Annotated in this window: 13 protein-coding genes and 1 tRNA gene; 9 read left to right on the forward strand and 5 right to left on the reverse strand. The window is 62.8% G+C overall.

Going from position 1 to position 14,041, the window contains the following annotated elements:
- Positions 1 to 400: 400 nt before the first annotated feature.
- Both ACTUWL_RS22175 and ACTUWL_RS22180 read right to left on the reverse strand, forming a co-directional pair.
- Positions 401 to 1,123, reverse strand: coding sequence for a flagellar hook assembly protein FlgD (locus ACTUWL_RS22175; protein WP_021077005.1), 723 nt, complete (start codon positions 1,121 to 1,123; stop codon positions 401 to 403).
- 10 nt (positions 1,124 to 1,133) lie between these two features.
- Entirely contained in the window at positions 1,134 to 2,723 is a 1,590-nt protein-coding gene (locus tag ACTUWL_RS22180; RefSeq protein ID WP_021077006.1) for a flagellar hook-length control protein FliK, read from the reverse strand.
- A 360-nt stretch (positions 2,724 to 3,083) separates the two neighbouring features.
- Here ACTUWL_RS22180 and mnmA point away from each other — a divergent pair, with 360 nt between their 5' ends.
- The 4 genes from mnmA (at position 3,084) to ACTUWL_RS22200 (ending at position 5,590) form a co-directional block, all read left to right on the forward strand.
- On the forward strand, positions 3,084 to 4,280 hold the full coding sequence (mnmA, locus tag ACTUWL_RS22185; RefSeq protein WP_035650143.1) for a tRNA 2-thiouridine(34) synthase MnmA: 1,197 nt from the start codon (positions 3,084 to 3,086) through the stop codon (positions 4,278 to 4,280).
- Positions 4,281 to 4,306: 26 nt separating this feature from the next.
- Positions 4,307 to 4,945 (forward strand): class I SAM-dependent methyltransferase, encoded by a 639-nt coding sequence (locus ACTUWL_RS22190; protein ID WP_021077008.1) that lies wholly within the window; start codon positions 4,307 to 4,309, stop codon positions 4,943 to 4,945.
- 53 nt (positions 4,946 to 4,998) lie between these two features.
- A complete protein-coding gene (locus ACTUWL_RS22195; RefSeq protein ID WP_035650145.1) occupies positions 4,999 to 5,397 on the forward strand; it encodes a hypothetical protein in 399 nt (132 codons plus the stop codon).
- A gap of 116 nt (positions 5,398 to 5,513) precedes the next feature.
- Positions 5,514 to 5,590: transfer RNA gene (locus ACTUWL_RS22200), tRNA-Met, on the forward strand.
- Between the two features lie 210 nt (positions 5,591 to 5,800).
- On the opposite strand, the gene ACTUWL_RS22205 is transcribed toward ACTUWL_RS22200, so the two are convergent.
- Both ACTUWL_RS22205 and ACTUWL_RS22210 read right to left on the reverse strand, forming a co-directional pair.
- Positions 5,801 to 6,292: an Hsp20/alpha crystallin family protein gene (locus tag ACTUWL_RS22205; RefSeq protein WP_021077009.1), complete on the reverse strand. Its 492-nt coding sequence runs from the start codon at positions 6,290 to 6,292 to the stop codon at positions 5,801 to 5,803.
- An 85-nt stretch (positions 6,293 to 6,377) separates the two neighbouring features.
- A complete protein-coding gene (locus ACTUWL_RS22210) occupies positions 6,378 to 6,839 on the reverse strand; it encodes an Hsp20 family protein (RefSeq protein ID WP_021077010.1) in 462 nt (153 codons plus the stop codon).
- A gap of 1,390 nt (positions 6,840 to 8,229) precedes the next feature.
- Here ACTUWL_RS22210 and groES point away from each other — a divergent pair.
- The 5 genes from groES to ACTUWL_RS22235 all read left to right on the forward strand — a co-directional run bounded on the left by groES (position 8,230) and on the right by ACTUWL_RS22235 (position 12,499).
- The gene (gene groES, locus ACTUWL_RS22215; RefSeq protein WP_021077013.1) at positions 8,230 to 8,544 is read left to right on the forward strand and encodes a co-chaperone GroES; all 315 of its coding nucleotides are present in this window, start codon (positions 8,230 to 8,232) and stop codon (positions 8,542 to 8,544) included.
- Between the two features lie 48 nt (positions 8,545 to 8,592).
- Positions 8,593 to 10,218, forward strand: a complete 1,626-nt coding sequence (gene groL, locus ACTUWL_RS22220; RefSeq protein ID WP_021077014.1) for a chaperonin GroEL — start codon at positions 8,593 to 8,595, stop codon at positions 10,216 to 10,218.
- A gap of 1,117 nt (positions 10,219 to 11,335) precedes the next feature.
- The gene (locus tag ACTUWL_RS22225; protein ID WP_021077015.1) at positions 11,336 to 11,791 is read left to right on the forward strand and encodes an Hsp20 family protein; all 456 of its coding nucleotides are present in this window, start codon (positions 11,336 to 11,338) and stop codon (positions 11,789 to 11,791) included.
- Positions 11,792 to 12,005: 214 nt separating this feature from the next.
- Positions 12,006 to 12,323, forward strand: a complete 318-nt coding sequence (locus ACTUWL_RS22230) for a hypothetical protein (RefSeq protein WP_021077016.1) — start codon at positions 12,006 to 12,008, stop codon at positions 12,321 to 12,323.
- Positions 12,320 to 12,499, forward strand: a complete 180-nt coding sequence (locus tag ACTUWL_RS22235; protein WP_021077017.1) for a hypothetical protein — start codon at positions 12,320 to 12,322, stop codon at positions 12,497 to 12,499. The genes ACTUWL_RS22230 and ACTUWL_RS22235 overlap by 4 nt, the downstream gene beginning before the upstream one ends.
- Positions 12,500 to 12,622: 123 nt before the next feature.
- Here ACTUWL_RS22235 and ACTUWL_RS22240 read toward each other — a convergent pair whose 3' ends face one another.
- Positions 12,623 to 14,008, reverse strand: a complete 1,386-nt coding sequence (locus tag ACTUWL_RS22240; RefSeq protein WP_021077018.1) for an MFS transporter — start codon at positions 14,006 to 14,008, stop codon at positions 12,623 to 12,625.
- Positions 14,009 to 14,041: the final 33 nt, after the last annotated feature.

Here is a 14,041-nt window from a genome sequence, read left to right on the forward strand (position 1 = left end):
GTACACAAAAGATAACGCCGGCTTGCTTACAGGCAGCTTACATGGAATTAATTTTGTTGCTGATTGTGTCTGTTGACTGCTTGGGCAGATGCCGGGTTCAACGAGCCGTGGCACTGATTTGCCCGAAATCTATTTCTCTTTATCAGAAATCGAGCGCGATGTGTGGTTGCTCCGTCTCACCCGAGGGGTGCTGCGCATCGTCAGGAGTGTTGCGGTGAGATGGTGAGATGCGGTGGACGCCGATTGCGCAACTGACGAGTGCGCATGCGGCGGACGGTGAAGTCGTGTGCTTCCGCAGGGACGACAGCGATGTATGTGGCGTACGCGACGCTCAAGGCGCGCGTGCAGCTTTCGCGAAACTCAGGGTCCGATCGGCAGGATGCAGCGAAGCCTTGACTTCTTAGCTACCGCTGCCGCCGGTCGTGCCGCGCACCACGCGCTTGACCTTGTCGGTGGTGTAGGTCTGGCCGCCGATCGAGAGCAGCGGCGGGGAGGCGGTGAGATCGACGGAGTCGACCATCCCCTGAATCTCGGTCGAGATGGCCAGGTCGTTGCCCTTGGAATCCTTGCCGGTCGCGGTCAGCGTGTAGGTGCCGGCCGGCCATTGCGTGCCGTCATTGCCCTTGCCGTCCCAGACGAAGCTGGCGTTGCCCTGCTTCAGGTTGAAATTGCCGGAATAGGCGGTCTGGCCGGTCGCGCTCGTGATCGTGATGGTGGCGCTGGTGGCTTGCGGCGACACCAGATTCCAGGTCGCTGATTTGTTGAACTGCGTCTTGCTGCCGTCGACCGCCACCGTGTTGCCGACATAGACCAGCGCCTGGGTCGACTGCGCGCTCTTCTCGATCGCGATCAGCTGCTTGAGCTGATCGTTGGACTTCAACTGCTGCTCGACACCGGCGAACTGCACGAGCTGCTGGGTGAACTGGTTGGTGTCGAGCGGATCGAGCGGGTTCTGGTGCTGCAACTGTGTGGTCAGCAGCGTCAGGAAGGTCTGGAAGTTGTCGGCGATACCCTGCGACGAGGTCGTCATGCCGGTGCCGGTGCCGCTGCTTCCGGAGCTCGCGCCACTGTTGTTGGCCTTTCCGGAGACGACCGGTGTCGGCATGGTTGCATCGACTGCCATGGTGAACTCCTTACACTCTGATATCGACGCCGCCGAGGGCGCCGGTTGCGCGGCCGTAGGAACGGCCGGCCGCTGCGGCGGGGACGCTGTCCTCCTCGGCGACGATCAAACGATGGGCGTTCGGATTGGACTGGCCGTTGTTGTTCTGGCCCGACTGCGACTGGTCGCGCAGGCTGAACTGCAATCCACCATTGCCGGTCGACAGGCCGGCATTGTCGAGCGCGCGCTGCAGCTGGTTGGCGTCCTGGCGCAGCATCGACAGCGTTTCCGGGCGCTCGACGGTGAGATGCGAGGTCACCTGGCCATTGCGGTCGACATCGATGCGGACATCGATGCGGCCGAGCTCGGCGGGGTCGAGCCGGATCTCGAAGCGGCTCTTGCCGCTCTTGGCGGAGGCGGCGATCTGCATCGCAAGCCCGCTGAGCGGCACCGTGGCGTTTTGCGCGGCGTTGGTGACGGTCAATTGCGCGGTCGCCGACGGCGTCGTCTGGGTGGCGAGTTGTGGCTGGAGTGTGTTCGCCGCCTGCGCGCCGGGATCGGGCGTCGTGGGCTGGGCCTGCGCGGTGGCCTGGCCGCCGGCCGCCGGCGCGGCCTTGCCGTCGCCGCCCGCGTCGGCCTTGATGGCGTCGGCTGCGCCGTCCGCGTCGGCCTTCGCCTTGCCGGCAACCGCAGCCGGCTGCGTGACGGCGGGAACGATGTTGGTCGGCGCTGCCTGCGCCGTGCCGTTGCCGCCCTGGGCTGCGGCGTCCTGGCCGGCAGGTGCCGTCGCGACCGCGTCCTTCGTGGTCAGCTGCACCTTGGCTTGCGGTGTCGTCTTGGTCGCAGGCGTGCCCGCCGCGACCGTGGCGGCGAGTGTCGCGTCGCCGGTCGCGGTCGCTGCGCCCGCAGCCGTTGCCGCATCGGCGATGGCGACCTGTCCCTCGGTCTTGACGCCGGCCGCCTTGGCGACCTTGTCGGCATTCGCCGCGGTGGTCGCCGCGGTTGCGGTGCCGGCACCGGCCGGCGTTCCGACGCCGGCGGTGGTGGTGGTACCGGTGATCGCCGCGCTTGCCGCGATGGCCGCAGCCGCGATCGCGAGAGGTGCGGCCGGCTGGCTGGATGGCGCAGCCGCCGTCGCGGTCGGGTCGGTCGCCGTTGCCGCGGCAACGGGAACGGCAAGCGCGGCGCCGGCGGTTGCCGTGTTGGATGCATCCGGCTGCGGCACGGCTTGCGTCGTAGCCTTGTCGCCGGCGGGTTGCGTATCGCTGCTCGACTTCTGATCGTCCGCTTTCGATTTCGACTTGGTCTTGCGCGGTGCGTCGCTGTTGCTGTCGACCTTGTTGTCGTCGCGCGAATTGCCGGAATCCCGTGACGTTGGGTCCGGAGCCTTGCTGTTGTCACGCGAGCGCGCGTCGGTCGTCGAAGACGAATCGTCAGACCTGCGTGCGGGCGCCGGCTGGGAGTCGTGGCGGCTGTTGTCGCTCGTGGACGCAGTGTTGCTGTCGACCAGCGCGGCAAAGCCGTCATTCCCCGCCTGCGAGGCGGGATCGGGCCGCGCCGACCGCTGCGCCGAACCCTGAAAGGACCGGCCTGCCAATGCTTCCGACGTCACGCTGACCACTGCCAACCCTCGCAAATGAGACTTCCAGCGTTTTGTCAGCAAGGAGCGGGCCAACGGGGTGACGCCATAAATACCGAGTTATTTCAGATGGTTATTGGCAGCGATGGCGGGCTGGAACCGGTTCCCGGCGAGTCTCCTTTTTGCCTGGCGGCAAGATTTGCCGTCCGCACGCGGCCAGCTACGGTTTTCGCCGGATTGCCTCCCCGGAGTACGGCCTATATTAAGAGTGGCCTCCGACGCGTCCCGAACCAACCGACCCGGCCTTGGATGTGCTCTAAGGCTTTCTGGACAAAAGGCTTTTTCCAATTTCGTCACGGAGCGCATCAGCTCGCCGCGACGGTGACCAATGACCGCTTAGAGATGCTCAACAGTCTGGATCTTGAAGGCCGCCCTGAAGACACACGGATCGTCGTTGCGATGTCCGGTGGCGTCGACTCGTCGGTGACGGCTGCGCTGTTGAAGTCGCAGGGTTACGACGTGGTTGGGATCACGCTGCAGCTCTACGACCATGGCGCCGCGACCCATCGCAAGGGCGCCTGCTGCGCCGGCCGCGACATCCATGATGCGCGCAATGTTGCCGAGCGGATCGGCATCCCGCATTACGTGCTCGACTATGAAAGCCGCTTCAAGCAATCGGTGATCGACAATTTCGCCGACAGCTACGCGCTCGGCGAGACGCCGGTGCCGTGCATCGAGTGCAACCGCTCGGTCAAGTTCCGCGATCTCCTCGCGACCGCGCGCGAGCTCGGCGCGCAGGCGCTCGCCACCGGGCACTATGTCGCCTCGCGCCGGCTTGCCGACGGGGCGCGCTCGCTGGTCTGTGCGGCGGATGCCGACCGCGACCAGAGCTATTTCCTGTTCGCCACCACGCGCGAGCAGCTCAACTTCCTGCGCTTTCCGCTCGGCGACATGACCAAACCGCAGACCCGCGAGCTGGCGCGGCGCTTCGAGCTCGAGGTCGCCGACAAGCAGGACAGCCAGGACATCTGCTTCGTGCCGACCGGCCGCTACACCGACATCATCGGACGGCTGAAGCCGAATGCGATTGCACCGGGCGACATCGTCGACCTCGCCGGCAACGTCGTCGGCCAGCACCAGGGCATCGTTCATTTCACCGTCGGCCAGCGCAAGGGCCTCGGCATCGCCTCCGGCCACCCGCTCTATGTGGTCAAGCTCGACGCGGCGACGCGTCGTGTGGTGGTCGGGCCGCGTGAGGCGTTGCGGATGGATCGCATCGCACTGCGCGACGTCAACTGGATCGGCGACGGCGCGCTGGATCGCGTGATCGGCGAGGGCATCGAGATCTATGTCCGCGTGCGTTCGACGCGCGCGCCGCAGCCGGCATGGCTGCGCGCCACCGATGGCGGCTACGAGGTCGAGCTCGTCGCGGGCGAGGAGGGTGTCTCGCCCGGCCAGGCCTGCGTGTTCTACGATGCGCCGTCCGGTCAGGCGCGGGTGCTGGGCGGCGGCTTCATCAGAAGCGCGAGCGCGAGCCGCGCGGTGCGGGCCGCGACGCAGGAAACGATGGCGCAGCTCGCGGAAGCAGTTCGCGGATAGAGAAATACGAGGCGTCGGGGCAGGGAATGGCTGGGGATATCGACCGCGAAGGGGTCGAAAAGGCGTATGGCCGCTGGGCACCGATCTACGATCTCGTGTTCGGCAAGGTGTTCGATCAGGGCCGTCAGTCGACCATCGCGGAAGCCGACCGGATCGGCGGACGCGTGCTCGACGTCGGCGTCGGCACCGGATTGTCGCTGTCGGAATATGCGCGCACCACGAAACTGTGCGGTGTCGATATTTCCGAACCGATGCTGCGGCGGGCGCTCAAGCGCGTGCGCGCGCTGGGCCTCAGCAACGTCGAGACGCTGGCGGTGATGGACGCCAAGAACCTGGCGTTCCCGGATTCGTTCTTCGACGCGGTGGTCGCGCAATACGTCATCACCGCCGTGCCCGATCCCGAGGCGACGCTCGACGATTTCGTTCGCGTGCTGAAGCCGGGCGGAGAGCTGATCCTAGTCAACCACATCGGCGCCGAGAGCGGGGCGCGCCGCGTCTTCGAGCTCGCCTTCGCACCGCTGGCGCGGCGGCTCGGCTGGCGTCCGGAGTTCCCGTGGGCGCGGCTGACCAACTGGGCGGCAAGGCATGGCGGCGTTAGCCTCGCCGAACGCAGGCCGATGCCGCCGATGGGGCATTTTTCGCTGATCCGCTTCCGCAAATCGTGAGGCTTGCGCAATCTTGACCGGGAACATCGGCGCGCCGTTCCGGTTCTCTCATCATGAGGATCAACTGGACACGCGGCAGTCGGACACTTGCATTGTCTTTTGCTTTGTCCTGTGCGTTGACGTTGGCGCCCTTCGTCGCCACGGCGCAGGCGCCGCCCGCACTTGCCACACCGCCGGCGCATACCGCGCCAGAGGCGTCGGCACGCATCGCCCAGAATCGGAACTGCGCGCCCCCGCAGCCGTCGCATCCCGATGCGGCGGTTCCGGAGGGAACCACCACCGGGCAGGTGGCCTCCTCGCTGGGCGATAAACTCGCCAGATCCGACGGCGTGCTGTGCCCGCCGGCCGGTGTCGATCCCGAAATGCGCGCGCCGACCCTGCCAAGCGGCAATACGCCGGTGATTCCACCGCCCGGCAGCCCCGGTGGCGACCCATCGGTCAGGCCGAAATAGCCTCTGGCTGCAATAGTTTGCAGCCCCGCCCGCGTTTGCTTGACAGGTACGCGTGCCACTCTTTATATGCCGCGCGTTCGCAAGCAGCGGCTCCACGCCGCCGATCGCGAGCCCATGGCGGGGTAGCTCAGCTGGTTAGAGCACGGGAATCATAATCCTGGGGTCGGGGGTTCAAGTCCCTCTCCCGCTACCATGTTTTTCAAGCACTTACCCTGTCTCCCATACCCATCCCGGAAGGCTGGACAGCGGAAGTTCTGGACGTTCAATTGACGGGCAGCCAGCAACGAATGTTGCCGGAGTTCGTGTTGGCATTGGTCATTTGTTGCCTCCCTTTACGCTCCTTTCGTGGGACGGTGTTGCAGATCGATGAGCCGGCGGCTGACGCCGCCGGCTGTAATCGTACCTATTGGGCCTTGATGGCGATGCGCTTGACGCCCGCTCTCGGGTTCTCCGCTTTCGGAAGCAAGATCGTCAGGACGCCGTTCCTGAACGAGGCCTCCGCTTTATCCTCTTCGACGTCTTCCAGCGCGATCTGCCGCTCGAAGGCACCGTAGGTGCGCTCGGTGAAGTGCTTGCCTTCGCTGCTGCGCTCGTCCTTTTTCTCGCCGCGAATGGTCAGAATGCCATTCGCGATTTCGATCTGCACGTCCTTCTCCGTCATGCCGGGAAGTTCGGCCGAGATCATCACCGCCTTGTCGGTGTCGCTGACCTCGAGCTTCGGCCAGCCGAACCGCCCTTCCATCAAGGGGACCAGGCTTGGCGTGCCGAAGCCGCGGAATGCGTCGTCGAACAGACGGTTCATCTCGCGGTGAAGCGTGATGAATGGGTCGTAATTGCCGCGCGAAGGCGCGAGCTCCTGATTTCTCGACCAGGGAACGAGATCACGGATTGCCATGTTTTTCTCCTTCATGCGTGGGACGAGGAGCGCGTCTTGTGCGTCGGCGCGCCGCGTCCTGTGATCATCAACCTCGATCGAGCGGTCAGGCTGCCTGTTTCTGCTCGATCTGCGAGGGGGAAGATGCGCCGCTCGCGATTTCGATCCGGCGCGGCTTCATGGCCTCCGGGACCTCGCGGACCAAGTCGATGATCAAGAGCCCATCCTTGAAAGAGGCCTGCTTGACCTGGACATGCTCTGCCAGGTTGAACACGCGCCGGAACGGACGCGCCGCAATGCCCTGGTACAGATATTCGCCGGGGGTCTTCTCGGGCTTCCTGCCCTCGATGGTGAGCGCGTTCTGCTCGGCTGTGACGTTGATGTCGTCGGCGCCAAAGCCTGCGACCGCCAGCGAGATCCGGTAGTGATTTTCGCCGGAACGCTCGATGTTGTAGGGCGGGTAGTTGTCCTCGCTCGTGTGGCGCAGCGCGCCGTCGACGAGACCGGCCAGGTGATCGAAGCCGATGGTGGAGCGCCACAGGGGCGCGAAGTCGAAGGTGGTCCTCATACCAAGTCCTCCAAAGAGCAAGATGGTTACGAAGGAACGCTAGACGACAGGTCCGAAAACCGGACGCCCGGCGCCCGCACCGGACCCATGACGGCGTCCGATACACCGCTCTCGCGGCAGAAAACGAGTTAGAAAAACGACAAGCCGATTCAAGAGGGACAGCGAAAATTTTTCGACGCCCTAGATGCCGCGCCGCATCATGGAGCTCGCGCAACGCAGGGACGTTAAGGGTTGCTTGCAAGGCAGGCGGCCGCCGCTTGACAGCGGGAGCGCCCTGAATATTTTTTCTCCACCGGGAATTCATTCCCGTTTCTCGAAGCAGAAAAGGACAACAACGACCGTCTGGAGCGGCGACAATGTTCAATGAAGATATTGCCCGTATCCGCGCCCGCCGCGGTAACACTCGCAGGTATGGACATCTGCTGAAGACCAGGCTTTCGGACCTCGCGCGTCAGTATATCGAAGGTCGATTGTCAGAGGAGCGGGCCGCCTCGCGGCACTGGTCCGAAGCGTTCCCCGTCTCGTTTACCATGCCGAAACATCTCGGCGCACCCTCGAGCGCGGAGGCGTCGTTATGACCAACTTCCCCTCTCGAACCGGAGACGACCGCTTCGCGGCATTCGACATCGTGCTGAAGAGACGCGGCCGCGGCAGGTGGAAATGGTCCGTCTGTGCGGCCGGAGGAGAGACCGTCCTATGCGGGTCGGAATCCAGTCGCCCGTCCGCGCGGTACAAGGCACAAAGTGCGCTCTTTCTCCTGCTGTGCGCCAGTGCCTCGCGTATTCCCGCGTTGCGGCCGGCGACAGCATCGGAGATCTCCGGCGCGAGCGCTCGCAGGCCGCAGAGCCGGATCACGATCGAAGGACTACGCCAGCAGAGAAAGTCCTCGGAAAATATCGTAAGGCCCCGCTCGGCCCATGCGGCCACCGCTGCATCCAAGGCGATGGCTCGGCGCCTTGTGCGTCGTCCCCCTCGCTCATCCGGAGGCATGGGCGCATCCGAGCTCTAGGAATTGCCGGATTGATGGCAGGATCCTCTGGACGAATCCATGAAGCTTGCCCGGGTCGGCGCCCAACTTCACGCGTCGGTCCTCAGGCACGCCTTGCACTTGTGCGGAAAGCTTCCTGAGCTTCTCAAGCCGGGCAAGCCGACCCCCGGACTACATGGAATGACGGTCGTTTACAGTTTGCACGAACCTGCGGCAGCGGTGAGGCGTCGCGAAGCGTCGAAGGTCGCCATCGATAGTAGTTTAGCAGTCGACCAAATGGACCGCCGAAATTTTTTGACCGACCTCTTGAAGCCCCCTGCCACAAACCTAATTCCTTTCCCGCCGGGGGCCGGTTCCGGCCCCGGTCTATGACATCGCTATACCCAATCAAGGAGGATGTGCATGCATTTCCGTCCATTGCACGACCGCGTGCTCGTGCGCCGCATCGACGCCGAGGAAAAGACCGCCGGCGGCATCATCATTCCCGACACAGCAAAGGAGAAGCCGCAAGAAGGCGAGGTCATCGCCGCGGGTCCCGGCGGGCGAAACGAGCAAGGCCAGTTGGTCCCGCTCGACGTCAAGGCCGGAGATCGAGTCCTGTTCGGCAAGTGGTCAGGCACCGAGGTGAAGATCGATGGCCAGGATCTGCTGATCGTGAAGGAGAGTGATCTTCTCGGCGTCGTCGAACACCACGACAAGCTGAAGAAGGCGGCCTAAGGGCGCAAAAGAGGCTGACAGTCATCGAATAGAAAGGAGATCAGGATCATGGCTGCCAAGGAAGTCAAATTTTCAACCGAGGCCCGCGAGCGCATGCTGCGGGGCGTGGACACGCTGGCAAATGCGGTGAAAGTCACGCTCGGTCCGAAGGGGCGCAACGTGGTGATCGAGAAGTCATTTGGCGCGCCGCGCATTACCAAGGATGGCGTTACTGTCGCCAAGGAGATCGAGCTCGAAGACAAGTTCGAGAACATGGGCGCCCAGATGGTGCGCGAGGTTGCTTCGAAGACCAACGACCTCGCCGGTGATGGCACGACCACGGCGACTGTTCTGGCGCAGGCCATCGTCAAGGAAGGCGCGAAATCGGTTGCGGCCGGGATGAACCCGATGGATCTCAAGCGAGGCATCGATCTCGCGGTCGACGCCATCGTCAACGACCTCAAGACCCACGCGAAGAAAGTCACGTCTAATGACGAGATCGCCCAGGTCGGCACTATCTCCGCCAATGGTGACAGCGAGATCGGTCGTTTCCTGGCCGATGCGATGCAGAAGGTGGGCAATGAAGGCGTGATTACGGTCGAGGAGGCAAAGCACCTCAATACCGAGCTCGAGGTGGTCGAGGGCATGCAGTTCGACCGCGGTTATGTCTCGCCCTATTTTGTTACCAACACCGAGAAAATGCGTGTCGAGCTCGAAGATCCCTACGTCCTGATCCACGAGAAGAAATTGTCCGGGCTGCAGTCGATGCTGCCGCTGCTCGAAGGGGTGGTCCAATCCGGCAAGCCGCTCCTCATCGTGGCCGAGGACGTTGAAGGCGAAGCCCTTGCGACGCTTGTCGTCAACCGCCTGCGTGGCGGACTTAAGGTCGCGGCCGTGAAGGCGCCCGGCTTCGGCGATCGTCGCAAAGCGATGCTTGAGGATATCGCAATCCTCACCGGCGGCACCGCAATCTCCGAGGACCTTGGCATCAAGCTCGAGAACGTAAAGCTCAACATGCTCGGCCGCGCGAAGAAGGTTGTGATCGACAAGGAGAACACGACCATCGTCAACGGTGCCGGCGCCAAGAAGGACATCGAGGCGCGAGTCGCGCAGATCAAGGCCCAGATCGAGGATACCACTTCCGACTACGATCGCGAGAAGCTGCAGGAGCGGCTCGCGAAGCTGGCGGGCGGTGTGGCGGTCATCCGCGTCGGCGGCGCAACCGAAGTCGAGGTCAAGGAGCGCAAGGATCGTGTCGACGATGCCCTTCACGCGACACGTGCTGCTGTTGAGGAAGGCATCCTTCCCGGTGGCGGCGTGGCATTGCTGCGTGCGCTCAAGGCGCTCGATGGTGTCAAAACGGCGAATCCCGACCAGAAGGCGGGCGTCGACATCGTTCGCCGCGCCATCCAGGTCCCGGCCAGGCAGATCATCCAGAATGCGGGTGAGGACGGCTCGCTCGTCGTCGGCAAGCTCCTCGAAAGCAGCAGCTATAGCTGGGGCTTCAATGCGGCGACCGGCGAATATCAGGACCTGGTGAAAGCCGGCGTGATCGATCCGGCCAAGGTCGTGCGAACCGCCCTGCAGGATGCGGCTTCGGTGGCCTCGCTGTTGATCACTACCGAAGCGCTGGTGGCCGACAGGCCCAAGAAAGCTGAGCTTGCTTCAACGGCCGCGCCACCAATGGACTTCTGACAGATGCCGCGCCCGGCCGCTTGCGTGGCGGCCGGGCGCGATTTTTGCCGGTCAAGGAGACCGCAGACAGATAGGAGCGCATACAGACGCCGCCGCTCGCACGCGGTCTCAAGCTTCGTAACCATCGCATGGGTCAATATTAACGACAGGAGGATGAGATGATCATGGATCACACCATTGGCTCCGCTCGTGCGGAGAAGCGCAAGAACTCCACACAGCGCCTATGGCGCCGTCTTCTGACGGCGTCGCTGGCATCGGCGCTGGCGATGCCATCTCTGGCTGCTTGGGGGTTGAATAGTCCGCCCAGAACGACCGCAATACCCGCTGACGTTCGGCCATCGCCGCCGATTGCGCACCTCGAGTCGATGCGCTGGATGCAGTGGAAAGCGGAAGCTCCAAGGCTGAGGATCGACATACTGATGTCGCCCAACGTGACGCCGTGGGGCATCCTGCAACCTGGTCAGGATCGGACCCAACGCTGTCCGACGCTTAGCTGACCGTTGCTCGAGTGGGAAGTAGCGCAGGGACTTTGCAGGCAAAGACCCTGTGCTATTAACCTGTGGTGATGCCGACAGTAGTCGCGTGCCTCTTGAAGCAGGCCAAAGAGCTTCGGCGATACGCCTCGCGATTTATGGCTTCGCGCGATCGCGTCTGCGCGCATGATCGCCTCCAACCCCTTCGCTTGGTCATGCCGGTCTCTGCGGCACGCCGGAGGTGGCTTGCGACGAGGCGGTATGTTTCTTCTCGGTCGCCATGATCGCGCCGGCTCCCAGCGCAAGCGAGCACCTCTGAAGCGTCGAGAAGGGAAGTTTTCAGCTCTCAGCAAGGCATCGATCGGATGTCAGGAAGGGGCGGCATCCATGCGGCCTATACATCGCAGCAGATCTGGCGCGGCAAGGTTTCTGGAGCGTCCAACGGAATCATCATGAGGGGCCGGCGAGGACCGCAAGTTTTTTTCTGAGTGGCTCTTGACGCGATCAATCTGCTGCCTAATTTTTGCCGCGCCACCCCAACTTAACGGGGCGGTGTTTGGGTGCCAATCCGGACCCAGACCAGACGGGCACCGGTCGTGTCCCGGTGCCGTTCATATCCATCTTGCTCCCTGGAGGATTTGGCTATGCGCACATACGACTTCTCTCCTCTCTTCCGGTCAACCATCGGCTTCGACCGTCTTTTCGATCTCGCCGAGATGGCCAATCGGTCGGGCGAGGAGGACAACTATCCCCCCTACAACATCGAACGGCTGGCGGAAGACCGCTATCAGATTGCACTCGCAGTCGCAGGCTTCTCGTCCGACGAGATTTCGGTGACGGCCGAGCAGAACGTACTTACCGTCGAAGGAAACAAGGTCGAAAAGCCCGAGCGCGAATACCTCTACCGTGGCATCTCTACCCGGAGGTTCAAGCGGCAGTTCAGCCTGGCCGATTACGTCCAGGTCAAAGGCGCCGCATTCGACAACGGGCTCCTCAAGATTGAGCTTGCGCGCGAAATCCCCGAGGCGATGAGGCCGCGGCGGATTGCGATCAACGCGGCGCAGACGGGGCCGCTGCGACAGCTCGAATCTGCGGCCTGACCCGGCCCGAGCTGCGTGCCGGAAATCGGCACGCAGCCTTCACATCGATATCGTCTACAGAACGGAGGCAGCCATGCGGCCGACGACCGCGCTTACCTGTCTGAATGATCTGAAGCCATCATTCCAGAACCCACGAAAGTTCGAGTATCCGCTGCGTGGTAAGCACCTCGCATGCGCTCGACAAATGCGTCGCCTTGCAGCCTAGGAGCCTGCCATGACCGATATCAGGCTGCCAAAGCAAGTCGTGGACAGGATTGAAGCCCGGTGGTCGTCAAGGTATTGCTCGAAGGAGACGCAACATTCCGGATTGATCGACCGGCGCCTTGAACAACTGCGAGCGCACCGAAACAACATCCGCCGCTATCGCTGGCTTATGGGTACGCAGCTCTCCGACTTGGAGCGTCAGTTCATCGAGCGGCGTCTCGCCGAGGAGCTTGATGCCATGCAACGTGAGGCATCTAGCGTCCCGCCTCTCGGCGCACGCCCGACGTCGATCCCGGCCGCCGGAACATCGGGAGAAAACCACCCATGATCGACCTTCGGGCAATACTCATTCGCGGTAGCGAGAAGATCATCGGTCATTACCAGTATCTCCTTGATACCGCGACCTCGGAACTGGAGCGCGAGCGTTTTCGTCAACGCATCCACGAAGAGCAGCAACTGCTGGACAAGCTTCGCCAGCCTGAGCTGCGCGCCCGCGCGGCGTGATGTGCCACCTCCGGCGGGTCTGTCACTGGCAGGCCAGCGTGTGCGCGCCAGGACGCGACGTCTCGCCGACCCGAGTGGAGGCGTCGGGTAGCTGCGATGGGCAGACTTGGACTGGCGCAACTATTATCGCCCTGCCGCCGCCTGTCGGAACGCAGGATCTTCGACCGGCTCCACAACGAACATCATGACCACGAGGGCGATAAAGGACGAGGCGGCCAGGAAAAGGAAGACAGAATCCCAGCTATATGCGTCGAGGATCACACCGGTCAGGAACGGGAACAAGGCGCCGCCAGCCTGGCCACCGGTGTTTACGACGGAGACCGCGAGCGGATAAGCCTCCTTGGTGGTCAACCCTGCCGGATAGACCGTGAACGATGAATATCCCAAATTTAGAAGTAGCCCCGCCACGAGAAGTGCTCCTCCGAGAAGGAGCGGATCGCTCGGCGCATGAATGAGGGCGTACATCATGAATACGCTGGACAGAGCCGTGATGACGATGGTGGGTTTGCGGCGCTTGTCGAACACGCGGTCGGAGAGCAGACCGCCAAGTAGGTTTCCGAGCACCCCACCCACGAAAGGAGCCGCTGCCACGAAGCCTACGTTCAGAATCGAGAATTTCTTCTCGGTCGTCAGATAGGTCGGAAGCCAAGCGAGGATGACATTGATGATGCCCGTCATCATCAAATATCCGATGGCCAGTCCCCAGATATTGGGGGAGCGGAAAGTCTCCGAGACTGTGGCGATTGGTCGGACTGTCCTGGCACGAATAAGCCTGTCCATCCCACCGAAGTTACGCCTCCTGTTCCCAGCCACCAAGGGAATCCCGCCGGCCGCATCCGAAGGGGCGGGCGGCGAGTCGCATTGGATGTGCTCAACTTCCGTGCTCGACGTAAAGGGACTTTGCGCCGGATCGTTGGTGACGAGAAAGTACCAAAGTACAGAGAAGATGACTCCGGGAACAGCGCAAATATAGAAGATATATTGCCAGCCCAAGGAGGCGATCACGATGGCACCGATCGGAGGCACCAGGACCGGTCCGAACTTTGCAGCCGCAAGGAAGATGCCGACCGCTGTTCCTTTTTCTTTTGGCGGAAACCAGTGGTTCATGGTCGAGAGCATCGCGACAGGCAGCGGAGCCTCAGCCAGCCCGAGCGCCAGCCGGTTGAATTTCATTTGCAGAGCCGACGTCGCCGTGCCCAGTAGTCCCGTAAAGACCGACGTCAAAATCATGAAGAGCGGGAAGATCATCCGCACGCCAAAACGCTTCACCACGAACCCGGCCGGAATCTGGGCGACGGAATAGCCGATGAAGAAGAGACTGACGATCGCACCGGCCTCGGTGTTCGTCATGTTGAATTCGCTCTTCACGAACGGCAGCACGATGCCGATGTTCGCGCGGTCTGCGGCGGCCATCGTGTAAACGAAGAAGATCAGGGTCATCACGACCCATCGATAGTTCGATTTTGCAGAAGCCTTGTTCTCGGCGTTTGCCCCCAGCACTTGCGACATCGTCGGACCTTCCTTTTGTCGACCTTCATCCCT

It is taken from the genome of Bradyrhizobium sp. WCU1 (assembly GCF_053474805.1).